The organism is Pseudomonas sp. TNT3 (genome assembly GCF_010095445.2).
In the GTDB taxonomy this organism is placed as follows: Bacteria; Pseudomonadota; Gammaproteobacteria; order Pseudomonadales; family Pseudomonadaceae; genus Aquipseudomonas.
Genome location: NZ_WFGV02000006.1, coordinates 25,825 through 51,518, shown reverse-complemented (window position 1 = coordinate 51,518; position 25,694 = coordinate 25,825). Strand labels below are relative to the sequence as shown.

At 59.2% G+C, this 25,694-nt stretch carries 22 protein-coding genes; 5 read left to right on the top strand and 17 right to left on the bottom strand.

Annotation, left to right across the window (positions count from 1 at the left end; translation table 11 throughout):
* Nucleotides 1-107: 107 nt before the first annotated feature.
* Together GBC55_RS05760 and GBC55_RS05755 are read right to left on the bottom strand one after the other, a co-directional pair.
* Complete coding sequence (locus tag GBC55_RS05760) at nt 108-1,037, bottom strand: FAD-binding protein (protein ID WP_162436393.1); 930 nt, start codon at nt 1,035-1,037, stop codon at nt 108-110.
* Nucleotides 1,038-1,787: an electron transfer flavoprotein subunit beta/FixA family protein gene (locus GBC55_RS05755; RefSeq protein WP_162436394.1), complete on the bottom strand. Its 750-nt coding sequence runs from the start codon at nt 1,785-1,787 to the stop codon at nt 1,038-1,040.
* Nucleotides 1,788-2,333: 546 nt separating this feature from the next.
* On the opposite strand from GBC55_RS05755, the gene GBC55_RS05750 reads away from it, so the two are divergent.
* Nucleotides 2,334-3,998, top strand: coding sequence for an electron transfer flavoprotein-ubiquinone oxidoreductase (locus GBC55_RS05750; protein WP_162436395.1), 1,665 nt, complete (start codon nt 2,334-2,336; stop codon nt 3,996-3,998).
* A 90-nt stretch (nt 3,999-4,088) separates the two neighbouring features.
* Here GBC55_RS05750 and GBC55_RS05745 read toward each other — a convergent pair whose 3' ends face one another.
* Nucleotides 4,089-4,979 carry an AraC family transcriptional regulator gene (locus tag GBC55_RS05745; RefSeq protein WP_162436396.1) on the bottom strand — a complete coding sequence of 297 codons (891 nt, stop codon included), beginning with the start codon at nt 4,977-4,979 and terminating at the stop codon, nt 4,089-4,091.
* Nucleotides 4,980-5,171: 192 nt separating this feature from the next.
* Here GBC55_RS05745 and GBC55_RS05740 point away from each other — a divergent pair, with 192 nt between their 5' ends.
* Nucleotides 5,172-6,224, top strand: a complete 1,053-nt coding sequence (locus GBC55_RS05740; RefSeq protein ID WP_162436397.1) for an NAD(P)-dependent alcohol dehydrogenase — start codon at nt 5,172-5,174, stop codon at nt 6,222-6,224.
* On the opposite strand, the gene GBC55_RS05735 is transcribed toward GBC55_RS05740, so the two are convergent.
* The 6 genes from GBC55_RS05735 to GBC55_RS05710 form a co-directional block, all read right to left on the bottom strand.
* Nucleotides 6,221-7,024, bottom strand: coding sequence for an IclR family transcriptional regulator (locus GBC55_RS05735; RefSeq protein WP_162436398.1), 804 nt, complete (start codon nt 7,022-7,024; stop codon nt 6,221-6,223). The two genes, GBC55_RS05740 and GBC55_RS05735, sit on opposite strands and share 4 nt — an antisense overlap.
* A 60-nt stretch (nt 7,025-7,084) precedes the next feature.
* Nucleotides 7,085-8,395, bottom strand: coding sequence for an MFS transporter (locus GBC55_RS05730; RefSeq protein ID WP_162436399.1), 1,311 nt, complete (start codon nt 8,393-8,395; stop codon nt 7,085-7,087).
* Between the two features lie 196 nt (nt 8,396-8,591).
* Nucleotides 8,592-9,740, bottom strand: coding sequence for a galactonate dehydratase (dgoD, locus tag GBC55_RS05725; protein WP_090186690.1), 1,149 nt, complete (start codon nt 9,738-9,740; stop codon nt 8,592-8,594).
* Nucleotides 9,741-9,801: 61 nt separating this feature from the next.
* A complete protein-coding gene (locus GBC55_RS05720; protein WP_162436400.1) occupies nt 9,802-10,422 on the bottom strand; it encodes a 2-dehydro-3-deoxy-6-phosphogalactonate aldolase in 621 nt (206 codons plus the stop codon).
* A gap of 19 nt (nt 10,423-10,441) precedes the next feature.
* Entirely contained in the window at nt 10,442-11,434 is a 993-nt protein-coding gene (locus tag GBC55_RS05715; protein ID WP_162436401.1) for a 2-dehydro-3-deoxygalactonokinase, read from the bottom strand.
* A 178-nt stretch (nt 11,435-11,612) separates the two neighbouring features.
* Nucleotides 11,613-12,095: a GNAT family N-acetyltransferase gene (locus tag GBC55_RS05710; RefSeq protein ID WP_162436402.1), complete on the bottom strand. Its 483-nt coding sequence runs from the start codon at nt 12,093-12,095 to the stop codon at nt 11,613-11,615.
* A gap of 374 nt (nt 12,096-12,469) precedes the next feature.
* Here GBC55_RS05710 and GBC55_RS05705 point away from each other — a divergent pair, with 374 nt between their 5' ends.
* The 3 genes from GBC55_RS05705 (at nt 12,470) to GBC55_RS05695 (ending at nt 14,397) form a co-directional block, all read left to right on the top strand.
* Nucleotides 12,470-13,675, top strand: a complete 1,206-nt coding sequence (locus tag GBC55_RS05705) for an MFS transporter (RefSeq protein WP_162436403.1) — start codon at nt 12,470-12,472, stop codon at nt 13,673-13,675.
* A gap of 84 nt (nt 13,676-13,759) precedes the next feature.
* Nucleotides 13,760-14,098, top strand: coding sequence for a hypothetical protein (locus GBC55_RS05700; RefSeq protein WP_162436404.1), 339 nt, complete (start codon nt 13,760-13,762; stop codon nt 14,096-14,098).
* 44 nt (nt 14,099-14,142) lie between these two features.
* Nucleotides 14,143-14,397: a hypothetical protein gene (locus tag GBC55_RS05695; protein ID WP_162436405.1), complete on the top strand. Its 255-nt coding sequence runs from the start codon at nt 14,143-14,145 to the stop codon at nt 14,395-14,397.
* Nucleotides 14,398-14,528: 131 nt separating this feature from the next.
* Here the strand turns inward: GBC55_RS05695 and GBC55_RS05690 are convergent, their stop codons facing one another.
* The 8 genes from GBC55_RS05690 to tssI all read right to left on the bottom strand — a co-directional run bounded on the left by GBC55_RS05690 (nt 14,529) and on the right by tssI (nt 25,564).
* On the bottom strand, nt 14,529-15,458 hold the full coding sequence (locus GBC55_RS05690) for a PfkB family carbohydrate kinase (RefSeq protein ID WP_162436406.1): 930 nt from the start codon (nt 15,456-15,458) through the stop codon (nt 14,529-14,531).
* On the bottom strand, nt 15,451-16,917 hold the full coding sequence (locus tag GBC55_RS05685) for a cytosine permease (protein WP_162436407.1): 1,467 nt from the start codon (nt 16,915-16,917) through the stop codon (nt 15,451-15,453). Before GBC55_RS05685 ends, GBC55_RS05690 begins: the two co-directional genes overlap by 8 nt.
* 134 nt (nt 16,918-17,051) lie before the next feature.
* Complete coding sequence (locus GBC55_RS05680; RefSeq protein ID WP_162436408.1) at nt 17,052-18,059, bottom strand: ADP-ribosylglycohydrolase family protein; 1,008 nt, start codon at nt 18,057-18,059, stop codon at nt 17,052-17,054.
* Nucleotides 18,056-18,769: a GntR family transcriptional regulator gene (locus GBC55_RS05675; RefSeq protein ID WP_162436409.1), complete on the bottom strand. Its 714-nt coding sequence runs from the start codon at nt 18,767-18,769 to the stop codon at nt 18,056-18,058. Before GBC55_RS05675 ends, GBC55_RS05680 begins: the two co-directional genes overlap by 4 nt.
* A gap of 264 nt (nt 18,770-19,033) precedes the next feature.
* Nucleotides 19,034-19,303, bottom strand: a complete 270-nt coding sequence (locus GBC55_RS05670; RefSeq protein WP_162436410.1) for a PAAR domain-containing protein — start codon at nt 19,301-19,303, stop codon at nt 19,034-19,036.
* Nucleotides 19,300-20,976, bottom strand: a complete 1,677-nt coding sequence (locus GBC55_RS05665; RefSeq protein WP_162436411.1) for a DUF2875 family protein — start codon at nt 20,974-20,976, stop codon at nt 19,300-19,302. Before GBC55_RS05665 ends, GBC55_RS05670 begins: the two co-directional genes overlap by 4 nt.
* Nucleotides 20,973-23,006 carry a DUF3274 domain-containing protein gene (locus GBC55_RS05660; RefSeq protein WP_162436412.1) on the bottom strand — a complete coding sequence of 678 codons (2,034 nt, stop codon included), beginning with the start codon at nt 23,004-23,006 and terminating at the stop codon, nt 20,973-20,975. The genes GBC55_RS05665 and GBC55_RS05660 overlap by 4 nt, the downstream gene beginning before the upstream one ends.
* A complete protein-coding gene (gene tssI, locus GBC55_RS05655) occupies nt 23,003-25,564 on the bottom strand; it encodes a type VI secretion system Vgr family protein (RefSeq protein WP_162436442.1) in 2,562 nt (853 codons plus the stop codon). Before tssI ends, GBC55_RS05660 begins: the two co-directional genes overlap by 4 nt.
* Nucleotides 25,565-25,694: the final 130 nt, after the last annotated feature.

Below are 25,694 nucleotides of genomic sequence, written 5' to 3'. Positions count from 1 at the left end.
AACGCACGCGTCATCGTTAACGTCCATCGCGAGCAAGCTCGCTCCTACAAAAAAACAAAAAAAAACCCGACCAAAAGGTCGGGCTCTTTATAAGTGAAGCGGCTGGATTAGACCAGCTTCTCCAACTCCGGGATGGCTTCGAACAAGTCCGCTACCAGGCCGTAATCGGCAACCTGGAAGATCGGTGCTTCTTCGTCCTTGTTGATCGCAACGATCACTTTGGAGTCTTTCATGCCAGCCAGGTGCTGAATCGCGCCGGAGATACCGACGGCGATGTACAGCTGTGGAGCAACGATCTTGCCGGTCTGACCGACCTGCATGTCGTTCGGCACAAAACCTGCGTCGACCGCGGCGCGGGAAGCACCCACGGCAGCGCCCAGCTTGTCGGCCAGGGCGTACAGGTGTTTGAAGTTGTCGCCGTTCTGCATGCCCCGGCCGCCGGAAACGACGATCTTGGCAGCGGTCAGTTCAGGACGGTCCGATTTAGCCAGCTCTTCGCCAACGAAGCTGGAAAGGCCAGCGTCGTGAGCTGCAGCAACGGCTTCAACGGCAGCCGAACCACCGGTCGCAGCTACCGGGTCGAAACCGGTGGCACGCACAGTGATCACTTTGACCGCAGCGTTCGATTGAACGGTAGCAATGGCGTTACCGGCGTAGATCGGACGCTTGAAGGTGTCGGCGCTTTCTACCGAGATGATCTCGGAGATCTGGTCAACGTCCAGTGCAGCGGCAACGCGCGGCAGGATGTTTTTGCCGTTGGAAGTGGCAGCAGCCAGGATGTGGCTGTAGCCCTTGCCCAACTCTGCGACCAGAGGAGCGACGTTTTCCGGCAGCTGGTGAGCGTAGGCAGCGTTGTCGGCTACCAGCACTTTCGCCACGCCAGCCACTTGTGCAGCGGCTTCAGCCACGGCGCCAGCGCCCTGACCTGCAACCAGCACGTGGATGTCGCCGCCGATTTTGGCAGCAGCAGCAACGGTGTTCAGCGTGGCCGGAGCCAGCACTTTGTTGTCGTGTTCAGCAATAACCAAGATAGTCATTTAGATTACCTTCGCTTCGTTTTTCAGTTTCTCGACCAGTTCAGCCACCGACTTGACCTTGATACCCGCGCTGCGTGCAGCAGGCGCTTCGACTTTCACGGTCTTGTTGGTGGAGGCGGTGGAAACGCCCAAAGCGTCCGGAGTCAGCACTTCGAGAGGCTTCTTCTTGGCTTTCATGATGTTTGGCAGAGACGCGTAGCGCGGCTCGTTCAAACGCAGGTCGGTGGTGACGATGGCCGGCAGCTTCAGGGAAACTGTCTGCGCGCCGCCGTCGATTTCGCGAGTTACAGCCACGGTGTCGCCGCTGATTTCGACTTTCGACGCGAACGTGCCCTGACCGTAGCCGCTCAATGCAGCGAGCATCTGGCCAGTCTGGTTGTTGTCGCTGTCGATGGCTTGTTTGCCAAGGATCACCAGCTGAGGCTGTTCCTTGTCGACAACAGCTTTCAACAGTTTGGCAACGGCCAGGGAAGTCAGATCTTCGGCGGATTCGACGAGGATGGCGCGGTCGGCACCCAGAGCCAGCGCGGTGCGCAGTTGCTCTTGAGCGGTGGACGGGCCGACGGAGACAACGACGATTTCAGTCGCAACACCTTTCTCTTTCAGGCGTACGGCTTCTTCAACGGCGATCTCGCAGAACGGGTTCATCGACATCTTGACGTTGGCAAGATCGACGCCGGAATTGTCCGCCTTGACGCGAACCTTGACGTTGTAATCAACAACGCGTTTGACAGCTACAAGAACCTTCATGGATTCCTCGTTACTCTCCGGTGAAAAGAAAGTCGCCTAGGCGAACCTGGCGGTTGATGCTCATCGGGCGCAAGGGCACCTCCAAAAACGCCGGCAAAAGTAGCAAGTGACCATCGCTCATGATGAAGTTGACCGTTCGTCAGCGGTGACCGACGAGTCATTCATTATCGCGGCGTGTAAACTGCGCGCCAAAGCAGCGCTGCGCATCACCTTCTACTGCCATCGCCCTGTCTTTAGAGGTGCTCTTGAAACCAACAGTCAGCCTACGGCGAGCGCAAAACCGACCGTATCTTGACCGGAACACCTATTCCGGTCAATACGCCAAAACTGCCGTTCATGCGGCGCGTGACTTTGATTTCTCTGGCTTTGAGCCAATTCAAACAAACGTTTGTATTGGACGCTAGGAGTGGTGTAGATATAATGCGCCACCCAGAGAGAAAGGTGGTCAATCGATTGTCCGTTCCGCGCGTTGCGAGGAATTTGTGGATGCGACACCAAAACTCCAATTAGAAAAAAAACTGTTGAGCCTTGAGTAGGAGATAACCTGTGGAACGCGAATACATGGAATTCGACGTCGTCATCGTCGGTGCCGGCCCCGCTGGTCTTTCCGCTGCCTGCCGATTGAAGCAGAAGGCCGCTGAAGCCGGTAAGGAAATCAGCGTCTGCGTGGTCGAAAAAGGCTCCGAAGTCGGTGCTCACATCCTTTCCGGTGCCGTGTTCGAACCACGCGCCCTGAACGAATTGTTCCCGGACTGGAAAGAACTGGGCGCTCCGCTGAACACACCGGTGACTCGCGATGACATTTTCGTCCTCAAGAACGCCGACAGCGCGCAGAAAATTCCTGACCTCTTTGTGCCCAAGACCATGCACAACGAAGGCAACTACATCATCTCCCTGGGCAACCTGTGCCGCTGGCTCGCCCAGCAGGCGGAGAACCTGGGCGTGGAAATCTACCCGGGCTTCGCGGCTCAAGAAGCATTGATCGACAAAAACGGTGTGGTCCGCGGGATCATCACCGGTGACCTGGGTGTCGACCGCGAAGGTCACCCTAAAGAAGGCTTGTACACGCCGGGCATGGAACTGCGTGGCAAGTACACGCTGTTCGCCGAAGGCTGCCGTGGTCACATTGGCAAGCAGTTGATCAAGCGCTTCAACCTCGACAGCGATGCCGACGCCCAGCACTACGGCATCGGCCTGAAGGAAATCTGGGAAATCGACCCGGCCAAACATCAGCCAGGCCTGGTGGTCCACACCGCCGGCTGGCCGCTGGACATCATGGGCAGCGAGAACACCGGCGGCTCGTTCCTTTATCACCTGGAAAACAACCAGGTGGTTGTCGGCCTCATCGTCGACCTGTCCTACAGCAACACCTACCTGTCGCCGTTCGACGAATTCCAGCGCCTCAAGCATCACCCGGTACTCAAACAGTACCTGGAAGGCGGCAAGCGCATCAGCTACGGCGCCCGCGCTATCTGCAAAGGCGGCCTGAACTCACTGCCGAAAATGGTCTTCAAGGGCGGCGCGCTGATCGGTTGCGACCTCGGCACCCTGAACTTCGCCAAGATCAAAGGCAGCCACACCGCGATGAAGTCCGGCATGCTCGCCGCTGAATCCGTGGCCGAAGCGCTGTTCGCCGAGAAGGATGGCACCGAAGAACTGACCACTTATGTGGACGCGTTCAAGAAGAGCTGGCTCTACGACGAATTGTTCGCCAGCCGCAACTTCGGCCCGGCGATCCACAAGTTCGGCGCGATCGTCGGCGGTGGTTTCAACTGGCTGGACCAGAACATCTTTGGCGGCAAACTGCCGTTCACCTTGCACGACACCAAGCCGGACTACGCTTGCCTCAAGCTCGCGGCTGACTGCAAGAAGATCGACTACCCGAAACCGGACGGCAAGATCAGCTTCGACAAATTGAGCTCGGTGTTCATCTCGGGTACCAACCACGAAGAAGAACAGCCTTGCCATCTGAAGCTGACCGATCCGAGCATCCCGATCGCCAAGAACCTGCCGCTGTACGATGAGCCTGCCCAGCGTTACTGCCCGGCCGGCGTGTACGAAGTGGTGACCAAGGAAGACGGCGAGAAGCGCTTCCAGATCAACGCCCAGAACTGCGTTCACTGCAAGACCTGCGACATCAAGGACCCTGCGCAGAACATCACCTGGGTGGCGCCGGAAGGCGCTGGCGGCCCGACTTACCCGAACATGTAAGTCGAACGCCTGAACATCAAGGCTCCCGAAACGGGGGCCTTTTTGTTGCCCGGGATTCAAGCCACACTCCTACAGAGAAACCATTGCCACTCAGGCGGCGCGTTCGTCGCCGGGACTGCGCTCGAAGTAGCGCTTGTACTCGCGGCTGAACTGCGACGTGCTCTGATAACCCACACGATGCGCGACCTGCGCCACGCCCAACCCCTCGGTCACCAGCAACGCCTGCGCCTTGAGCAACCGCAAGCGCTTCAGGTACTGCACCGGCGATAACAACGTGCTGCGTTTGAAATGCTCATGAAAAGTCGACGCACTCATGTTCGCGCAACTCGCCAGCGTCTCCACGTTCAATGGCTCGGTGTAATGCCCATGCAGGTGGTTAAGCGAGGCGGCAATCCGCGCGAACTGACCTTGCTGCTCCACCAACGCCCGCAACACATCGGCCTGCGGTCCACGCAAGGCAACGAACAACAACTCACGCAAACGGGCCTGGCCCATGATCTGGCATTCCAGCGGATCGTGCAGGCAGCGCAACAACCGTTCCACGCAGCCGCGCATCGCGTCGTCCAGTACCGCCGAGGTCATGGATTCTGGTGTTTGCGCTGGAATATGACGCCCCGGTGCCAATCCCATGGCCAACACCAACTCACCCAGCAACACGCGGTCAATCGCGATGGACACGCCCAACATCGGTCCATCTGGCGCCGCAAAGGTTTCGCATTCGAAAGGCACCGGCAGGGCCTGAATCAGATAATGGCCGGCGCCGTACTCCAGCCGCCGCGGCCCCAGATACGCCAGTTTGCTGCCCTGAGCGATGATGACCAGGCTCGGCTCATAAATCTGTGGACCACGGGCGACATCGCAGCTGGCACGCAGCACCTGCACGCCGGGCAACGCTGTCGGTGCGAAGCCGTCGCGAGTCGTCAGTGGCTGGACCAGAGAAACCAGCGTGGCATTGGCATCGAGATGGCGGGTCAACAACATGGAAAGCTCTTCACAGAAAAAGTGGCGGAAAACGGGATGAAACCATCATCGCAGGTCTGCAAACCAATATGACCAATCAACGGCGCATGTCGGAGGATTAGGCATGATACGCGGAGGAATCGCCATGGCCGGGCGAACAGAGGACGCCCAAAATGCGCCACCTCACCCGTCACTGCTTCTGCGAGGTTTCTTATGTACACCGCCATCGGTTATGCCGCCCAATCGGCCACCACTCCCCTCGCCCCCGTGAAATTCGAACGCCGCAGCCCCCGCGCTGATGATGTTGCCATCGATATTCTTTACTGCGGCGTGTGCCATTCCGACATCCACCAGGCCCGCAACGAATGGGGCATAGCGGTTTACCCGCTGATGCCCGGCCACGAGATCGTGGGCAAAGTCACTGCCATAGGTGCAAACGTCACCCGGCACAAAATCGGCGACCTGGTCGGTGTCGGCTGCATGGTCGATTCGTGCCGCAGTTGCGAAGCCTGTCAGTCGAACCTCGAGCAGTATTGCCTCGAAGGCCCGACCATGACCTACGCCACGCCTGACCGTGTCGATGGCAGCAACACCATGGGCGGCTATTCGGACAGCATCGTGGTCAGCGAACACTTCGTCGTGCGCATCCCGGAAAAACTCGATCTGGCCAGCGCCGCGCCAATTCTCTGTGCCGGTATCACCACCTACTCGCCGCTCAAGCACTACGGCGTCAAGGCGGGCGACAAGGTGGGTATTCTCGGTATGGGCGGACTCGGCCACATGGGCATCAAGTTCGCCAAGGCCATGGGCGCCGAAGTGACGCTGTTCACACGCTCGGCGAGCAAGGCCGAGGAAGGTCGTCGCCAAGGCGCGGACCATGTGATCGTGTCCACCGATGCTGAACAGATGAAGGCCGCAGCCGGACATTTCGACTTCCTGCTGGACACCATTCCGGTCCAGCACGACCTCAATCCCTACCTCGACACCCTGCGTTTCGACGGCGTGCACATTCTGGTGGGCTTGATCGAACCGGTCGATCCACCGGTTCATGCGGGCAAGTTGGTGATGAGCCGCCGTGTGTTGGCCGGTTCCCTGATCGGTGGCATCGCAGAAACCCAGGAAGTGCTGGATTTCTGCGCCGAGCACAACATCACCTGCGACATCGAAATGCTCGACATCCGTCAGATCAACGAGGCATACGCCCGCATGATTGCCGGTGATGTGAAGTACCGGTTCGTCATCGACATGGCGACCTTGAAGGTCTAAACCTTCGCGCCAAGTTCTGCCGAAAGCCTTGCTGTGACCCCTTTGATCAGGGGAATCAGCTCGGCCATTTTTTCCAGCGGCATGTATGGCACGGTGCTGGCGATGCTGATACCGGCGACGATGCGCCGGCTGGCATCACGGATCGGTGCCGCCACGCAGCGAATCGACGGTTCGTTGTCTTCCAGGTCAAAGGCGTAACCGCCCGCCACGTACTCGACCATGCGCTGCTGAAATTGCTCCCAGGACTGCTCGGGGTGCTGCGGCCAAAACTGATTCTTCCCACCCGCCGGCAAGCTGACTTCGTACAGCCGCTGCCATTCCTGCTGCGTGTCATCGAGCATCAGCGCCTTGCCAATCCCGGTGCGTGCCAACGGCATTCGGTGGCCGACCCGCGAGCGCATTTCCGGGCCGTTGCGCCCCGGATTCTTGTGCAGGTACAGCACCTCGTCACCTTCGCGAATCGCCAGGTGAATGGTGTCGCCCGTCAGCGCCGACAACTCATCCAGATAAGGCCCCGCCAGGGTTACCAGCGGCAATTCCTCACGCGCCTGAAAGCCCAGTTCGATGAGCTTCGGCCCCAACAGGTAACCGACTTGCGGCACCACGCGCAGATAGCGCTCGTCCACCAGGCAACTGGCCAGGCGGTGAGTGGTGCTTCGCGTCGTGCCGATCAACCGGGCAATTTCCTTGAGATCACGGGCACCGCTGGCCACGGCCTGAACCACACCCAAACCACGAAGCAGGGTCTGGGTGCCGGTCGGTGCGGCGTCCTTGGCGATTTTTGGGGCGTCTTCCTGCATATCCAGCCTTTACCGTTGAGCGAGTGAACGGGTGGCATTATGGTCGCCCCATGCTTGGGACTACAACTTGATACGCTCGACCTTACCCACCAGCAGCACGTAGGAAAGCGCCCCGATCAATGCCAGCACCGAGATGTAGGTAATGGCCGGCGCAAATGAGTCACCCGTCGCCAGGAAACCGATGACGATCGGCGTGGTAATCGCCGACAGATTGCCGATGAAATTGAACACCCCTCCGGTCAATCCAAGTAACCGCGCCGGGGCCAATGTCGACACCAGCGACCAGGTGATCGACGCCAGTCCGTTACCGAAAAACGCGAGCGCCAGGAAGGCAATCACCAGCGGTGTGGACTCGACGAAGTTGGCGCCGATGATCGAGGTGGAGATCAGCAGCCCACCGATGATCGGCAACTTGCGGGCGAACCCGACCGTGTAGCCGCGACGGATCAGAAAGTCGGAAAAGAACCCGGAACACAGCACACCCACGAAGGCGGCGAGAAACGGCAACGACGCCAACAGGCCGGACTTGATGAAGTCCATGCCGCGATATTTCACCAGGTACGTCGGGAACCAGGTCAGGAAAAACCACAGCGTCGAGTTGAGGCAGAACTGACCGAGGTAAATGCCCCAGAGTTTGCGTTTGGTCAGGACAATGCCGAGGTCGACCCAACTGAATTTCGCCTTGACCTTGGCTTGCTCAGCCTGGATATCCACCAGCCCGCCGCCCTCGCGGATCAGGTCGATTTCGGCTGCGTTGGCGCCTTTGAAGTCCCGAGGTTCGCGATACACGGCGTACCAGATCACGGCCCACAGAATGCCCACCGCACCCGTGCTGACAAACACCATGTGCCAGCCATATTGATGCTGCAGCCAGGCCAGTACCGGCGTCAGAAAGGCCAACCCCACGAACTGCCCCGAGGTGTAGAAACCGATAGCCGTGGCGCGCTCGCGCTCCGGAAACCAGGTGGTCACCACACGGCTGTTGATGGGATACGCCGGCGCTTCCAGTGCACCCACTGCCATGCGCAGGACGAAAAGCGCAATGAAGCTGGCGGCGAAACCGAGCATCACCGTGGCGATCGACCACAACAACAGCGCGACGCTGTAAAGAATGCGCGGCGGCACCCGATCCACCAGCCAGCCGCCGGGGATCTGCATGGCCGCGTAGGTCCAGCCGAAGGCGGAGAAGATCAGCCCGACATGAATCGGATCGATGCCCAGTTCGCTGGTCAGCGCCGGGGCGGCAATCGACAGGTTGCTGCGGTCCAGGTAGTTGATCACCACCGTGATGAACAGCAGCACCATGATGAAAAAGCGCTTGCGGCTGGGTGCCACCAACGACGCCTGCCCGGTAAGGGTTTGCGGTTGCATGGGGAGTGCCTCTTATTATGTTTATTGAGGTCGAATTGAAGACTGGTGTTCGCGGATCTCCTGTCCATGGAGATCAAACTGTGGGAGCCAGCCTGCTGGCGATAGCGGCGTGTCAGTCGCCATAAATGCTGGCTGTGCTGACCATATCGCCAGCAGGCTGGCTCCTACAGGGGATTTGCGGTGGGTCAGAGGGCGATCACCACTCGGCAAAACTGCCATCGGCATGGCGCCAGATCGGGTTGCGCCAGCGGTGGCCGACGGCCGCGCGTTCGATCACGTATTCCTCGTTGATCTCGATGCCCAGGCCCGGGCCGTTCGGGATTTTCACGAAGCCTTTGTCGTAGTCGAACACCCGAGGGTCCTTGACGTAGTCCAGCAGGTCGTTGCTTTCGTTGTAGTGGATGCCCAGGCTCTGTTCCTGGATGAACGCGTTGTAGCAAACCGCATCCAGTTGCAGGCAGGCGGCCAGCGCAATCGGGCCCAGCGGGCAATGCAACGCCAGCGCTACGTCGTAGGCCTCGGCCATGTTGGCGATCTTGCGGGTTTCGGTGATGCCGCCGGCGTGGGAGGCGTCGGGCTGGATGATGTCGACATAGCCCTCGCTGAGTACACGCTTGAAATCCCAACGGGAGAACAACCGCTCACCCAGGGCAATCGGCGTGCTGGTCAGCGGTGCCAGTTCCTTCAGCGCTTCGTAGTTTTCGCTGAGCACCGGCTCTTCGATGAACATCAGTTTGTAGGGGTCGAGTTCCTTCATCAGGACCTTGGCCATGGGTTTGTGCACCCGGCCATGGAAGTCCACGCCGATACCGACGTTCGGCCCCACCGCATCGCGTACGGCAGCGACGTTGGCCAGGGCCAGGTCGACTTTCTCGAAGGAATCGAGGAACTGCAGTTCTTCAGTGCCGTTCATTTTCACGGCGGTGAAACCACGCTCGACCGCTTCTTTCGCAGCGCGAGCGGTGTCCGCAGGCCGGTCGCCACCGATCCACGAGTAAACACGAATCTTGTCCCGCACCTGGCCACCGAGCAGATCGCTGACAGACACACCCAGCGCCTTGCCCTTGATGTCCCACAGCGCCTGATCAATACCGGCCAGCGCGCTCATGTGGATCGCACCACCCCGGTAGAAACCGCCACGGTAGAGCACCGTCCAGATATCTTCGATATTGCGTGGGTCTTTGCCGATCAGGTAGTCGGACAATTCCTCAACCGCTGCGGCAACCGTATGGGCGCGGCCTTCAACCACGGGCTCGCCCCAACCGGTCACGCCCTCGTCGGTTTCGATCTTGAGGAAGCACCAGCGCGGCGGAACGATGAAGGTGGTGAGTTTGGTGATTTTCATCTGTGCTCTCTTTTTGTAGATGCAGCTCTTATAGATGTAGCGCTCGCAGCGCCATGCCGTCTTAGCGAAGGGCTTTCCAGGCAGCCACGTAGGCCTTGGCGTTCAGCGCCACGTCCTCGGGCGTCATGCCCGGCTTGAACAGCCCCGAACCGAGGCCGAATCCTTTGACGCCGGCGTCGATGAACACCTGCATGTTGTCCGGCGTGATGCCGCCGACCGGTGCCAGGATCGTTCCAACCGGCAGCACGGCGAGCCAGGCTTTCACCACGGCCGGGCCCATTTGCTCAGCGGGGAACATCTTCAATACGTCAGCACCTTCGGCGAGCGCAGCGAACGCCTCGGTCGGCGTCGCCACACCCGGCGACAGGAACAACCCTGCCGCTTTGGCCGCACGCAAGACCTTGGCATCGCTGTGAGGCATGACGATCACCTGGCCGCCCGCGGCTTTTACCTGTTCGACCTGTTCCGGCGTCAGCACCGTGCCCGCACCGATCAGGCAATCGGCGGGCAAGGTACTGCGAAGGATGCGGATACTTTCGTACGGCTCGGGGGAATTGAGCGGCACTTCAATGACACGAAATCCGGCGGCATACAGGACCTCGCCGATAGCGGCCGCTTCCTGTGGGCGCAGGCCACGCAGGATTGCGATCAGACCGTTTTGCGCCAGTGCTTGCTTGAGCATGTCAGACCTCCAGTCAGGTTTAACGGGATGGGTTTTGCGTCACGAGTCCGGCGGCCAGCGCCAGCTGCCACAAACCGCGTTCGGTGGCTTGTTCCGCCTGCATCACGCGAGCGAAACCACAGGCATCGAGGGCCCGGCTGTAGCGGGCACACAGTTGGGAATTGCCGATGAGGATGATGGACGGCAGGTGAACGCTGTTACGCCGGCGGCGCTGAACGGTCGCCAGCGCCGACAACTCATGGCCGATCAGCAGACCGGACAGGTAATCCGGTTGGGCGGTGGCACTGAGTTCACCGGTCAGGCCCAGGCTGCGGGCACTGAACAGTGTCGACAAAGGCCCGATTTCGCCGTCAGTCGATAGGGCCACTTGCACGCCACGGTCAAACGCCTCGCCATCAAAAGACGCACCACGTTGCTGGGTGCGTCCCAGAATGCTGTGTTCACTGAGTACTGCGAAGACTTCGCCAGTCATGAACGTATCGAAATGCACAATGCAGCCGTCGGTGACTTCAACCCATTTCGAATGACTGCCAGGCAGGCCGATCAGCAGATCGCCGCCCGTCCCTTCCACCAGGTTTTGCAGGACACCGAGGACCTGGGTTTCTTCGCCGCGCATCACATTCGGCAAACGAGAACGCTGAATCACCCCCGGAACGATGTGCACATCAACGCCGCGAAGACTGCGAATCACTTGCAGGGAAGTGCCGAGCGTGGCGACGTTTGCCGGCGTATCGCGGTAGGCGGCTTCGCGCCAGCCCTGGGCGCTGCCGACCATGCCACAGGCAATCACCGGTAACCCTGGTTGCGCGTCGAGCCAGTCGCCGCAGGCCTCATCGAACGCCAGTTCAAAACCGTCGTTGCATGTCTGACCGGCAATGACTCGAGGGGTTTTGGGCAACTGCATGATCCCCGATGACAGCGAACGCTGTTCGAGCACCACGCCACCTTCGGCAAGTTTGTAAGCACGTAATGAGGTCGTCCCCCAATCGAGCGCGATCAATTGCGCCAGCATCGCTTCACCTGTTTTGTTTATTGGCAGTGAGTGCGCTGACTATAAACCTGGATGGACACAAATCTCAATATATAAATATCACTCCCATATATAGGGATTGATGCAAAAAAAGATCGCAGCCTCGTCAGCTCCTGCATGGGTGCAGGTGCTGCCGAACGGTGCGATCTTTTAGACGGTGTTAATTACCGCCAGCAAACTCCCGCAACACCGCCCCGTCCATCCGATACCGGACCCACTCTTCCTGTGGCTGTGCGCCCAAGGATTTGTAGAACTCGATGGCCTGTTTGTTCCAGTCCAGGACACTCCACTCAAAACGTCCGCAGTCATTGGCGCAGGCGATTTTTGCCAGGTGGCGCAACAACGTCTTGCCTGCCCCGCCACCGCGCTGTTCGGGGGTGATGTAGAGGTCTTCGAGGTACAGGCAGTTGCTGCCGAGCCACGTGGAATAGCTGAAGAAGAACACCGCGAAACCGATCGGCGAACCTTCACGCAAACAGATCAGGCCATGGGCGGTGGCGCCTTCGCTGAACAGGCTGCGTTCGATGTCGGCGACGCTGGCAATGACTTCGTGCCGGGCACGTTCGTAGTCGGCCAGCTCAGTGATGAACGCGAGGATTTGCGGAGCATCGCTGGGGGTCGCCGGGCGGATTTCGATCGTCATGGACGTGCCTTGTCAAAAGTTGAAAACGCCATACTAAGTCGGCTCGACGCGCGCGTCACATGGGATTACAAAAACCATGGAGCGCTGGGAGATTACTTGTGGCGAGGGAGTTCACTCCCGCTGGGTTGCGTAGCAGCCCCAAAAAAGGCGACCTACGTTTTCCGGTAAACAAGGTTGGTCATGACAAGGGCTGCTGCGCAGCCCAGCGGGAGTGAACTCCCTCGCCACAAGAGCGTATCCGGCTAATGCTGCGCGATTGAACTGGCGTTACTCCGGCCCGCACTAACGCTGAAATCGTGAACCTCGGACCTAACGCAAACCCCTTGCGTGGTAGAACGTCGAGCAGTGCGTTTATAAGTACAAGGAACAGCCACATGTCTACGGCAACACCATCGGTCTCCAGCAAGTCATTCGGCCTGTTCTGCGTCGCCAGTTACCTGCTGTCGCTCTCCTACGGCTCGACCTTTTTACTGTCGCTGCTGATCAGTGCCCGCGGTGGCAATGAGCATGACGCCGGCAGTGTGATTTCGGCGGCAATGCTCAGTACCTTTGCGGCGGTGATTGTTTCCGGGCACCTGTCCGATCTGCTCGGCGCGGCCCGCTCGATTGCGCTATTCGGCGTACTGCTGGTCGCTGCGAGCCTGGGCTTTGCGCTGACGCCGGGGTTTGGCAATCTGTTGCTGTTTTTCGGGTTGTTGCTGGGGTTGGGCTGGGGTGTGTTTTACACCCTGGGACCGATCATCGTGGCGAGCCTGGTCACACCGTCCCAACGGGCCAAATACTTTGCGCTGTTGTCGGGGAGCATGCTGAGCGGCATCGGCAGCGGTCCGTTGTTGGGTCGTGCCGCCAGTGCCCTGGGTTACCCCGTGACCACTGCTTTTTACCTCGCGGCGCTGGCGAGTCTGATTGGGGTCTTGATGTTTTGGCGACTGAGCGCACAGCTCGAAAATGCTCACGCTACCTCAGCGCCCGCCGCGCGTATCTCGTGGCGCACCACTTCTCGAGTGCTGTCGTCCAGCGCGGTGTTGCCGATCATCATGGTCGGGTTGGGCGGTTGCATCTTCGGCGGTCTTTCGAGCTTTCAAACCAGCTACGCAGCCGCGCGGTCACTGGACTATTCGCTGTTTTTCCTCGGGTTCATGAGCGCGGCGATCAGCGGCCGAATGTTGATCGCCGGTTTCGTGGTCAAGCGCGACCCGCTGATCGCGTCCTGCCTGTTATCAGCGCTGACGTTGATTTCGATCGGACTGTTCAGCTTTGTCGTCGACGACGCCTTCAGCTACCTCCTGGCAGCGGCGATACTCGGCATCGGCTATGGGCTGACGTATTCAGTGATCAACGGTCTGGCAGCGAACGAAGCACCGGCCGGCACCACTTCGCAGGCTTTGTTGCTGTTCAGCCTGTCGTACTTCATCGGCGTGTTTGGTTTTCCCCTGCTCGCCGGGAAGATCATCGTCGAACACGGGATGACGACACTTTTATACACAGTTCTGGGTGTGGCCTTGCTGAACTGGCTGATCACCGCGGGACGCCTGCTCTGGCGCCGGTTCGTCAGCGCACAAGCCCTGGAGCGCGCGTAGACCGTTCGTCGTTCATCAGGCACCAATCCAAATCGAGGGCGGACCAATATCAGGTAAGGACTCTAAACAAATGGAGACGACACCATGATCATGTCCAAATTGACCGCCCTCACACTCGCTACGCTGCTGTCTTCTACTGCTTTTGCCGCCACCGTCGCCACCGGCACGGGGCCGACCAACCCGGTTGAAAGCCCAAAATCCCCCGCCATCCAAAGCGCCCCAGGTATCAATACCAACGGCACGGGCGTGGACAGCAGTCTGCCGCCTTCCACGGGCACCGACCCTCGGACTCAGGGCAGCGACGCGGGCCGTCAAGGGGGAATGAACATGCCGGACACTCAAACACCTGACAACGCAGACACTGGCACCGGTTCGAAAACCACCACAGGAGGTTCAGGTTCCGAAGGGGGCGCCAGCCAATAGTTCGCCGACGCGAGCGACCTATCCACATCCATGAAGAGGTAAGCATGAACGTCGATAAAAACCTTGAAAAAGAAGTCTTGACCCGCCTGCTGCACGCCCACCCGAGTGGGCTGGGCAAAGAGGTCCTGGACAATTACCGAGGGGAAAAAGTCGTGGCCAGTACCCTCGCCGCCTTGCAGGAACGTGGCCTGATTCACCACGGGCATGTGACCTGTAACGAGGCCGGCGAACACTCTTTGCACCTGCCGATCAAACTCAGCGCTGCGGGCGTGGAAGAGGCGCGAAAGCTGGACGTTTAATTCGCTGAAAATCAAAAGATCGCAGGCTGGGTCGGTGCCCGCAGCGGGTTACAGCTGATTCAGGGTTTGCCGCCACTGCGATCTTTTCAACACAAATCACTGTGGGAGCGACTTGCCCGCGAAGGGCCAGATCAACAGGCGAAAGTCTCTCGGATTAACGCATCCACTTCAGCCGCACCGGGTGAAGTCGCCGGCCCCCATCGGGTCACTGCGAGTGCGGCTGCAGCATTGGCGCGCCGCGCCGCGTCATCCACTGACAATCCCTGTGCCAACCCCGCCACAAACACCCCGGCATGGGCATCGCCAGCACCGTTACTGTCCACCGCCTCGACCTTGAAGCCCGGGACATGCCGACGCTCGCCACGCTGTTCGACCCAGCATCCCTGCGGACCATCGCGCACCACCATCAGCACATCGGGTGGCAGATGGTCGGCCAGCGAAGTCAGCGCCTCGCCAATCTCTGACACTCCGGCGAACCGCAGCGCTTCGACGCTGTTACTGGTCCATAGATCAATGCGCGGCAACAACGACCGCATCAACGGAGCCTCCGGCGAATCCACCAGCGGCCCTGGATCGAAGACCACATTGATGCCTTTCGGTAACGCCAGCACCCAATCCACCAGCGCCTGTGCCTTGCCGCCATGCAGCAGGCTGTAGCCGCTGACGTAGACATAATCCCCCGCCTCGGCCGGCACACTGGCCAGGTCTTCGGCCGTCAGTTCGCCCTCGGCACCGATATAAGAGATGAAACTGCGTTCGGCGGACGCTTCGGTCACTGCGACGCACAGGCCGGTGTCGCGCTCGGCAGGGTGTGCAATGCCGATGCGAATGCCTTCGGCGTTCATGGCCTCCCGCGCCAGATCGCCGAATCGACCGGTGCCATGACGACCGAGGTACACCACCGGCAAACCATTGCGCTGGGCCGCCGCCATGACGTTGAAGCCACCGCCTGCTTCGAAACTGGCGGACTGCGCCAGTACATCACCACCCGATAGAGGCAACGCGTCGACGGACATGACCAGGTCGATCATGACCTGGCCGGTATGCAGCAATCTAGGCATGAGCGTTCTCGACCAAACCAGGGCGACGATCTTTCGCACCGCCCAATACACAGTAGATTCCGCCCGCCACCAGGAACGTCACGATCCAGCCGAGACCGTTATGTCCCAGCCAGGAGTCGGAAAGGAACCCGCGAAACCAGAGCGTTTGCTCGGTGGTGCCGATGGTGGTGAAGCTGAAGCCCAACACGATCGCCAGAGCCCAGGCGCCGAATGCGCGCCACTCTACGCCGCCGGCATACCAATAGGCGCTGCTCGGGCTGACGTCCAGCAAGTCCTTGGGGCTGTAGTAATGACGGTGAATCAGATCGACTACGAAGATCCCGACCCACGCAGTGATCGGCACCGCCAACAGCGAAATGAAGGTAATGAACGGGCCGTAGAAACTGTCGGCAATCAGCATGAAATAGATCGAACCCGCGAAGATCGCGACGATATCGACGACCACGGCGTAGACCCGTTTGACCTTCAGGCCAAGGGTCAGGGTCGTCAAGCCAGCAGAGTAGACCGACAGGTTGTTCGACAGCAGCAGACCGCCGAACGCAGTGATCAGGTAGGGCACGGCCATCCAGGTCGGCAACATGTCGCGGATCGCAACGATCGGGTCAGTGGCCGAGGCCAGGTCGTTGTTGCCCACCGACAGCAGTCCGCCGAGGGTGATCAGCAACACCAACGGAATCCCCGCACCGAAGGCGGCCGAAGCCACCAGGCGTACGGCTTTGACACTGCGATGCTGATAGCGCGACATGTCCGCACCCGCGTTCGCCCAGCCGATCCCGGTACCGGCGGCCATGGTGCCGACGCCGATGATCATTGCGCTCAGCGGGGCCGGCGTGGCGTTGAACACTGCGCTCCAGTCGATGGTGGCGCAGAGAAAACCGCCCACCACAATGTTCAACGCGCCGAACACGTAGGTGGCCCACTTTTGGATCACCAGCAGCGTGGCGTGACCGAGGCCGGAGACCGACAAGGTCAGCAGCACGAAAATCGCAATGAAGATCAGGGTCAGCACGGGGGCGCTTTTGGCTTCCACCGGCGAGCCGAAGAGGATCGAGCACAGCGACAGCAAGACGAACGCTGCGGTGGTGGTGTTGACGGTTTCCCATCCCAGGCGCGACATCAGCGAGACCAGCGTCGGGCCGATGTTGCCGCGCACGCCGAAGATTGCCCTCGACAGTGTCAGGCTCGGTGCGCGGCCACGCCGACCGGCGATGGAAATGATGCCAACCACCGCAAAGGAGCCGGCAGCGCCGAGGATGGCGACGATGATTGCCTGCCAGATCGCCAGGCCGCGAAACGCCACCAGCGTGGCGCCCAGCGGCAGGCCGAGAATGGAAATGTTGGCCGCGAACCAGACCCAGAACAGTTGCAGCGGATGACCGTTACATTCCGCTTCCGGCACCGGTTCGATGCCCCGGGTTTCCAGCTGGCCGGCGCTTTGCCCGGCGGTTGATGAACTCATGTGAAATACTCCTGTTGCCATTTTTGTGGTTGTCGGCAATGACGGAAGTCGACATAACATCCGGCCATCCGGGCCGTGTTTGCGCGATCCATTGCGGGTGAATGATTCGAATAGACGGCACTCCGACGATGGAGTCAGTCCTGTCTGCGCAGAGCCAACAGACCCTGCACCAACGGCTCAAGCTCCAGCCCGTTGACGGCTTTGACCTGATCGATCATCGCCACCGGCCAGCTCTCAAGGCCCAGGCAGGCCCCCAGCATCGCGCCGAGGATAGCCGCGATGGTGTCGGTGTCGCCCCCCAGACTGGCCGCCATGCACAGCGACTCAAAGGCGCTCATTTCGCCGATCGCCACCTGTTGGGCCAGGGCAAACGACACGACCACCGACTCCTGCGAAGCAACGGAGGTGCCGATGACGTCGTACAGCAGGTCAGCCAGCAAGGCCTTGTCGCTGTCGACACTGATGCTCCGCGCCCAACTGATACGCGAAGCAATACGCCCACCCGCCACCCAGTGGCCGCGACCTTCGGATTGCTGAGCCATCTGCTGGCCGAGGTTCAAGGCTTCGCCAAGGTCCGTGCCATTGATCCCGGCGGAAACCACCGCCGCCACCGCCGCCGCGCTGGAAATCCCCAGCGTGGTGTTGTGGGTCACCTGACAGGCCTGCACCACTGCGTTAATGAAGCGTTCAGGATCAGCAACGTCTGCCGCGATCCCGATGGGGGTAATGCGCATCGCCGCGCCATTGGTGGTGCCGTAGCGTCCCGCCTCTTCCGGCGAATGGCCGGCAAGAATCATCTCGATGGCACGCTTGGTCGAAGGGCCGAGCAAATCCTGCGAGCCCTTGGCCTGCATCTCGGCTTCCCACTCGATCAGCCGCTGAGCGAGCATCGCCGGCTCGATAGTGCCCCGACCCTCGATCATCAGTTGACCGACCAGAATCGCTTGCTCGGTATCATCGGTGATCGATCCTTTCGGCATATTCGCTGCGATCGGTTGATCCGGACCTGCGTCTTGCAGGTCGGTAATCTGGCCGAAGCGCGCCTTGATATCAGCACGGCTCAAGGATTGCGTGGGCATGCCCAGTGCATCGCCCAAGGCCAGTCCATAAAACGCGCCGAGGGCACGATTGAGCGTGGTCATTTTGAAGTTCCAAATTGCAGGTGCAGGCGAAAGTGCACGGGATCGAGCAGGCTTTCGACCTGTTCCATGAAGCGATTTTGCCGGTCGTACGTGGTGCGTAGCGCCTTGAGAAAGACGGTGCCAACCGGACGACCCAACAACTCGGCGTCCTCCGCGCTCAAGGGTTCGGCGCCGATCCATTGATCACCACGGTCACCGATGTAGCCATAGGCGGCCAGGGTGATGGTCAGGGAATTGTCGATCAGGCCGACCCGCGGCAGGCTTTCCAGGCCTCCAGTGGCGGGCATCAACGAGCGTTCGAGAGAGACCACTGTGCCATCGTTGGAGCGACGGCGACGGTCGAGGGTGATGAACTTCTCAGTGCCGAAACGCGACAACAAATCAGGCCGGTCCACCGCCTCCAGCCGCAGCACTTCGGTATTGACCAGCGCCCCGCTGTCGGCCAATGCCTGCGCCCAGCCACTCTGCTGATCGAGCACTACACCGTCGAATGTGACGATGGAACCGACACCGCTTTGGGTCGCGATGTAGTTGCGCCGTTTCAGCTCGGCCAGGGCTTCGCGCAGCGTCCCTCGGCTGACCTTGAATTCCTGAGCCAACTGATGCTCGCCCGGCAACAGAAAGCCGTCCTCCATGAGGCCACTTTCGATCCGCCGAATGAGTTCGTCGACCACCCGTTGTTTCTTGTCAAATCGTACCTGTCTAATCATGTACAAAGTGATAACCGAAACGGGTCTGGATCAGCAAGGAATATTTCAGGGAGGTGACGGGAGGTTGGAGTTTTTCATGATGGCGGGATGGGTCAGATCAGCCGCCATCGCGGGCAAGCCTTGCTCCCACAGGTCATGCGTCGAACGCCAATTTATGCGGCCGACATGAAACCTGTGGGAGCAAGGCTTGCCCGCGATGACGCCAGCCTAAACAACAAAATTTTTCGCGTTTATTTTGTAGGGCCGAAACGCCGGGATTACCGCTCAAGTCACTCTCACGTTCAGCGCATTACTCGCAACACCATGACAGCCACAAGCCAGGAGATGCCCCTGCAATACGACAGGTATGCCCTTCATACGCCGGTGCGAATGCCCTTCGATGAAGGCGAATTCGCCCTTATGCAATGGGCATGTAGCCTTGTCCCCCACGACCGCCGGTGTTTTGCCGTTAATGCAATGAGTACTTTCAAACTGGCAGAACACGACCGTGCCGCCGCTGCTGGTGGAATCGCCTAGACAGATGGGATGGGTCATGGCGTTCGCCCCGGCATGCGAAATGTGAAGGGGTCGACGCCGTGGGTTTGCTGGTTTTTTAGTTTGCGGGCTTCGTCCGGCGGGCGGACCATTTGCACCGTCACGCTGCCGTCATCTCCCGTGTAGACCACTGCACTGACGCCGCCGTCCTTGTAACTGGCAATGGTCGCTAGGTTGATTTCGACCGAGGCACTGCTCACACCGGTGTTACCCAGGCGACGGCCGATGTCGTACCCCTCTTCGACGTTGCCGATTTCGAGTCCCGTTCCGTCGGTATTGAGACTGTGCAGCGCGAGGGTCAGGGCGATTTCGCCGTGGGTGTTGTCGGTGCTGTCGTAGAACACGCGGACCGGCTTTTCACCTTCGGGTAGGGTTTCCAGCGCCTGTTGCCAGCCAGCTTGAAGGGCTTTGGCCTGAAGTGCCGGCTTGAGCAGTTTGCCGTTTTCGTCCTGCATCGGCACTTTGATGGGGCGGTGCAGGTAGCCGAGGATAGGGGCTTTGTCGAACTCTTTGACTTGATGGTTGGCCCAGCGTACCGGGAGCCATGGAGAGGGTTCGAAGTGGCCGGGGCCTCGGTTGCTCAGTGTTTTCCAGAGGGTGGGGAGTTGAGATTGCCAGTAGGCGGTGGACATGGTGCCGGGGCCATAAGGGTCCTTGATTCCCTCGGCACGCTTGGCGTCTTCATATACTGTTCTGAACAGCGGCGAATGCTTCCAGTAAAAAGCCCACAACTTGCCCATGTCGGTGTTTTTGTTTTGGTTGTCCTCGGATTCGTTTGTGGCAAAGGGACGGATAAAACGGTCTACGCGATCTGAACGCGTGACCAGCAGGCCAGTAACGCTTGTGTAAATGGTCGGTACGACCTGAACATTTTGCAGTCCAGGTGTGCCGGCCACTCGATATCCGTTCCGGGTGATATCACCGTCTTCGCTCACGATCAATGCTTGCGGCACCATGGGATTGTCGTCAAAGAACTTGAATAAGCGCTCAATCATGCTTTGGGCATGGGTTGTATTTTCCGCGTCCTGCCATAGGAACAGAGTGACACCCAATGTGGCGGCATTGCGCCCATCCAGAATGTTTGCGGCAGCTCCCGTATCTTCAGGCTGTTTGGGCGGCGCTATAGCAAACACAGGTAATGGCCAGTACGCGACCGAATCGCTGGCCGAAAACGTGAAAGCAGCACGAGTAGCGAGCCGATTAGAATTTGATCTGGACGTTAGGGAGGCTTTGTAATCTTTGGGATCTCGCGAATATATTGATATAAAGTTGTCTGCTCTCTCTCCAACTTTTCGCCACACCGATGATTGATACCACCCATGAACCGCCAAGCCCACCCCTCGTATTTCAAGCGAATACGTGCGTTTTTTTGTCGCATTTTGCTCGACTGAGTCTGTGATGACTTTAGTTCTGTAGGTTGAGAGTTGTTCCTTTTCATGAATTACCTGCTTGGCAAACCAATGCCCGCTGTAGGCCAACACGGAGCCAATCAAAACACTCACAACTCCCCAGCGCATAAAAGCCCCCATTTCCTTTGGTTTCAAATCTTCAGCTGGCGTTATATATATGACGAACAGTAAAAAGCCCAACAAGATTGCTATCAGTATTATTACACCCCGGAAATAGGGCTTGAGTTCAGGTCGTTGTGATGTGTTCTTTTGACATTCCATCATTTGCCTACACCTTCTACCGAAGAGGACGACACAATGGTTGGCGGGGTAAGCGATACCAGATCCTTGGGAGGGAATGTTCCTTCTTGGTAATACAAGTAGCAGGCATTCACCAATGTCCGCGTATGTGCAGCCAGGCGCGACCATCCCTCCATTTTTGTGACCTCATCGAAGTACCTTTTTGTGTCCATCTTCCAATCCGCAATCGCCACCAACACCTCGCGCATCACCGGATCATCCAGACACTTCGCCTGCCCAATCGCGATATCCATCGCTGTTACCCAGCGATGGTTTTCCGGGCTGCGTAACACCGCCGAGTGATAGCTGTTGTCACTCCACTCCTTAGGGTCGACTTCCATGCGCGCACGAATTTCGTTTGGCGTTTCCTCACGTTCGTAGCGGTAGTGGTCCTTGGTGTCGAGCAATGCAATACCGGACACAGCAGTGCGGCGGAAGGCGTGGGTCTGATCGTCCGGCTCTTTGCCATGGTTCCAGCGGTCGCGCACGCCTTCCACGTCGATTCGATCGGAGAGGTTTTGGACGAATATCCATTTGAAGGTTGCGCTTGGGTTGCCCAGTGCAGCGTTTTGCGACACAGCATCAGGGCGATCCATGCCCGCCTTGTGAGTCGAGCCTGTCAGTGCTTCGCCACCGAACATCTGCGGCTCATGAGGCGGGTGCAGTTGCTCTGCGTTGATGTTGCGCTCCTGGCCGTCCTGAATCGGTGCTCGCGAGGCAACTGCTGCGGCAGACCAACCACCGGGATAACGCGCTTCGCCTTTTGCTCTAATAAAATCCTGTTGCGGAGCCTTGCCGACCAGCACGGGTTCACCTTCGCGCACACGCTTGGTCCATAAACGCTGATAGAAGCGCAAGGATTGCAAAGCGTTCATGGCTGGCCGGCCATCAGGGAGCATGTCCGGTACGCCGTAAGTACCGATACCGTGCACATCCCTCAGCGCCACCGTGGTGTCGTCCGGGCAGAAGTACAGATAAACCTTGCCGCGATTGTCGCGCTCGGGGAATACCACGGTTTGGCCGTCAGCCCCCAAACGATGCCCCTGTTCAGGTGACCAGCGTGGCCCGGTGCGTCCGCCATAGCCCGGCACGCCACAACGCACGTCGCTCAGGGGCGGCTGCGTATGGGGCGATTGGGTAATTTGTTGCACGAGGTCGATCAGCACTTTAAGGGTGTTGGAGTCTTTCGGTGTTTTCCCGGGCATTACTGAATAGGGCGAGGCGACCATGATTGCGCAGTCCGCACAGCGTTCGCCCCGATCCACCAGCATGGCTTGAGCGAGCAAGGTGATCAGCGTGCCCTGACTGTGGCCCATGATGGTGATGGTTTCATCCGGTGAGACGCGGCGGATTTCGCTAACCAACATTGCTAACCGGGTCGCGGCCAAGACGAAATAACGTCGATGAGGACTTTTACCCATGTACAGGGAGTTGGGTAATGCCACTTGAGCCACATGGCGCACTTTATCTGCGAACCCAGCCTCATACATATCCAGCAAATTGTTCGTGGCATTTGCAAAGAAACCACCGCCCTTTGCGAAGTGACGGTCCAACCGGTTGTTGAATAGGTCCTGGAACTGATCACGCAATCTTGCTGGATCGCCATTCACATCGCGCTTGATTTCTCCCGGTTCGGCCCTGTAACCCCAGTAAAACGGGATCATCAGACTCCGTACTTTGGGATCAGTGGTATCTCGCTGGTAGAGGTAGGTGTCAGGATCATCGAGTGCAAATTTTTGCTCATCCCCTCTCTGCTCCTGCGGTAAAGCCTTGGCCGCACTGAATTCAGCCCCATACCGCCCCGCCCTGAGATCAGGCCGATCCAGCCGTTCATTCACCCCTTGGCACAGCCCCGTCTCTACCGACTCATACGACGCCCCCGGATCATTGACCCCATGCAAGAAAATCACCACGCCGGGCAGATCCCCAGGTACTTCCAACAGGTGGTCAGCAGAGCAGTTGGGAATTAATCGTGTGGTCGTCTGTGCCACCGTGTACACGCGTGAGTCCGTCATTGCTCCCCTCCTGCCGGGTCCGGTTTACGGGTCGCCGTTACCTGCGCACGATGCATCGCCTCTCGCTTTACTCGCTCCGTCAATCCCGTCGCGCTTGTCAAACCTTGCACCACGCTGCCGTCCCCCAGTTCAATCTGATACGCCTGATCAGCCGCCATCCGCGGGCTGTCGCTGACGTGTCCGGGGTAGTGAAAAGCCAGGCGTTTTGCCGATGGATCACGGCTGAAGGTCGGGATGGCAACGCTGTCGGTTTTCGGTCCCACCCAGTCGTGGTCACTGGCATGCACCCTGACTTTGTCCTGCGTGCCAATCTCGACGCCGCCACCGATCTTGATGAAGCTGCCGTCATCGGCTACCAGGCGGATAGTCGGCGCGGTGATGACCACCTCACCTTCAGCGGCTGACAAATGCAGGTTCTTTTGCGCGTTGAGCGCGATGTCATCCTCTTGGGCCTGCACGAGCACCTTGCCGCGATTGGCGATGGCGCTGATGCCTTGATCCTGGGCAAAAGCGCAAATCCCCTGGCCAGCGTTCAACCGCATCGCCGCTCCGCTGGTCAGTTGCAGGTGGTCCTGAGCCGTGGTGTCGTGGTTTTCGCCGGCGTAGTGCACTTGTGAACGCGGTGTCGCGCTGGCGATGCCCGCCTCGGCGGCCACTGCAACAACCGGCTCTCCTGAACTGTTGCTGCCAGGATCAGGCCATTCATTCAGGGACTGGCGCAGCGCTTCAATGCCTTGGGTGTCGACCTGCTGACTGCCTCGGGCCGCGGCGGTCTGGCCGAGGGACTGGAACAGTTCACCGCACTCGCCCAGCAGCTTGAGCAGTTCATCGCGGTCCAGCTGCGAACCCTGCGCACCGTGACGGGCATAGGTGGTCAACAACATGCCCTGGGCCGCTCGAAGGGCAATCGCAGCGTCGGTACGCAGTTCGGCACCGTTGCCTCTCGGCTGGGCTTGCCCATCGGTTCGGGGCGTGGTGAGTTTGCCAAGGTTCAGCGCCGTGGCGTGATGGGTCGTGGCCATTCGGGCCCGCAGCGCACCGGGCGTGTCGTCGAACAGCAGTTCGTTGAAGCCGTTGCCTTTGTGTTCCTGGGTCTGGATGCCCGACAGCGCCCGGTTACCCGGCAAGCCCGTGGCATTGCTGAAGCGCGGCGGCAAATGATCGGCGTTGTAGAGCACCGAGGTCACAAGCGGTCGGTCGATGTCGCCGCCCAGAAAGGTCACCAGCACTTCCTGCCCCACCCGCGGCAAAAACTGATGACCAAAACCGGCCCCCGCACTGGGCATGGCCACCCTCAGCCACGTGGTTGCGCCCGCGGGATCTTGCTCGCGCTGCCAGTGGAAGCGTACTTGCACCCGCGCCAGCGCATCCGTAAACACCTCTTCGCCTTCGGGACCCACCACAATGGCAGTGAGCGAACCCGCCAGCGACGGGCGCGGTGTAGTGATCGGGGGGCGATAGGGAATCTTTTGGCGGATGCAGACAAAACTGTTTCGATAACCTGCCGGTTGATCCGACAGGTAGTTGTTACGCGCGTGGTGCTCGACCCTCATCAGCAGGAAACGGCGATCGTCGATCAGGTCGCGGTCGTGATCAAAATGCTGGGTCAATTCGAAGGTGTAGCCGGGCAACATCGCGCGACAGTTGCTGGCGCCGTGAAACGTCTTGCCCTGCACTTCCAGTGCTTCGAGCCGATGACGAACCAGTGTCTCACCGCCCTCCGGCAGACCGTGGCTGTAATGACCGGCAACGTCGTAGATTTCGTAACGCGAGACCTCACCCTGATCATTGAGGCTGGGCATGCTGACCGGCAGCGGATTGCGCGGTTGCCGGTAGTCGAATGTCTGGATCGCCATGCTGCCGGACTGCAAAGAACGGTAGCTGCTCCAGTGCGTGATCGAGTCGGCCGTCTCGGTGACCGAGGCGCTGTGATAGCGGATCTGCGGTTGCTGCGCCAGCGGTTCCAGATGACGAGAGTGATCGGTGATGATCAGCTGATGCCCTTGCTTCGTATGATCGAAGTAAAAGAACAACCCTTCACACTCCAGCAGGCGCAAAACGAAATCCAGATCGCTCTCGCGGTACTGCGTGATGTAACTACGGGATTTAAGCGGCTGACCCAGACGGAACTCGAAACAGGGCAACGCACCGTAGTGTGCAAACACAGTACGAATGACGTCCTCAATCGTTTGTTCTTGAAAGATCCGTGAGTCGAAACGGCGCGACAGCATCCACAACCAGGGACTCAATGTGGCCGAATAGTGTGCAAGCCCCCCGTCACTGTTCGTCAGGCTGAAACGACTGATATAGCCATGAATGTATCGGGCGTCTCCGGTGGCCAGTTCGACGTCGAGTAGCGCGGGTTGCCCTATTAACGATTTGAGTTCCAGTCGCGCATCCTGGCTGATCAGCGATAACTCGAAACTGAATAATGTCGACAACCCTTCAGTGCCGGAGAGTTGTTCAAGGAGCAGTTCCTGCTCCCCCTTATTTGCCGACGTGAACCTGATCAGACGCCGGTTCTGTGGCGAAAATATTTTTGTTAGTTCCATTAACAGATTTCCTACGGCATAAACGACCGGGATTCCACCGAGAGCCTCTGCTCTGGGCGGAATCCAAACAAGGCGAATTAAGGCGCGTATGAAATAGTTTGTATGTAGGACGCTTCCTTTTTTACTGAAATCAAAG

Excerpts from the sequence above, each read along its gene's own strand:
- GBC55_RS05690 (WP_162436406.1), bottom strand. The coding sequence starts at position 15,458 with ATGCCTAGATTGCTGCATACCGGCCAGGTCATGATCGACCTGGTCATG.
- GBC55_RS05660 (WP_162436412.1), bottom strand. The coding sequence starts at position 23,006 with ATGACGGACTCACGCGTGTACACGGTGGCACAGACGACCACACGATTA.
- GBC55_RS05675 (WP_162436409.1), bottom strand. The coding sequence starts at position 18,769 with ATGATTAGACAGGTACGATTTGACAAGAAACAACGGGTGGTCGACGAA.
- dgoD (WP_090186690.1), bottom strand. The coding sequence starts at position 9,740 with ATGAAAATCACCAAACTCACCACCTTCATCGTTCCGCCGCGCTGGTGC.
- GBC55_RS05700 (WP_162436404.1), top strand. The coding sequence starts at position 13,760 with ATGATCATGTCCAAATTGACCGCCCTCACACTCGCTACGCTGCTGTCT.
- GBC55_RS05710 (WP_162436402.1), bottom strand. The coding sequence starts at position 12,095 with ATGACGATCGAAATCCGCCCGGCGACCCCCAGCGATGCTCCGCAAATC.
- GBC55_RS05720 (WP_162436400.1), bottom strand. The coding sequence starts at position 10,422 with ATGCTCAAGCAAGCACTGGCGCAAAACGGTCTGATCGCAATCCTGCGT.
- GBC55_RS05755 (WP_162436394.1), bottom strand. The coding sequence starts at position 1,787 with ATGAAGGTTCTTGTAGCTGTCAAACGCGTTGTTGATTACAACGTCAAG.
- GBC55_RS05680 (WP_162436408.1), bottom strand. The coding sequence starts at position 18,059 with ATGACCACGCTCAATCGTGCCCTCGGCGCGTTTTATGGACTGGCCTTG.
- GBC55_RS05730 (WP_162436399.1), bottom strand. The coding sequence starts at position 8,395 with ATGCAACCGCAAACCCTTACCGGGCAGGCGTCGTTGGTGGCACCCAGC.
- GBC55_RS05745 (WP_162436396.1), bottom strand. The coding sequence starts at position 4,979 with ATGTTGTTGACCCGCCATCTCGATGCCAATGCCACGCTGGTTTCTCTG.
- GBC55_RS05665 (WP_162436411.1), bottom strand. The coding sequence starts at position 20,976 with ATGATGGAATGTCAAAAGAACACATCACAACGACCTGAACTCAAGCCC.
- GBC55_RS05735 (WP_162436398.1), bottom strand. The coding sequence starts at position 7,024 with ATGCAGGAAGACGCCCCAAAAATCGCCAAGGACGCCGCACCGACCGGC.
- GBC55_RS05695 (WP_162436405.1), top strand. The coding sequence starts at position 14,143 with ATGAACGTCGATAAAAACCTTGAAAAAGAAGTCTTGACCCGCCTGCTG.
- GBC55_RS05715 (WP_162436401.1), bottom strand. The coding sequence starts at position 11,434 with ATGCTGGCGCAATTGATCGCGCTCGATTGGGGGACGACCTCATTACGT.
- GBC55_RS05705 (WP_162436403.1), top strand. The coding sequence starts at position 12,470 with ATGTCTACGGCAACACCATCGGTCTCCAGCAAGTCATTCGGCCTGTTC.
- GBC55_RS05670 (WP_162436410.1), bottom strand. The coding sequence starts at position 19,303 with ATGACCCATCCCATCTGTCTAGGCGATTCCACCAGCAGCGGCGGCACG.
- GBC55_RS05740 (WP_162436397.1), top strand. The coding sequence starts at position 5,172 with ATGTACACCGCCATCGGTTATGCCGCCCAATCGGCCACCACTCCCCTC.
- GBC55_RS05685 (WP_162436407.1), bottom strand. The coding sequence starts at position 16,917 with ATGAGTTCATCAACCGCCGGGCAAAGCGCCGGCCAGCTGGAAACCCGG.
- GBC55_RS05760 (WP_162436393.1), bottom strand. The coding sequence starts at position 1,037 with ATGACTATCTTGGTTATTGCTGAACACGACAACAAAGTGCTGGCTCCG.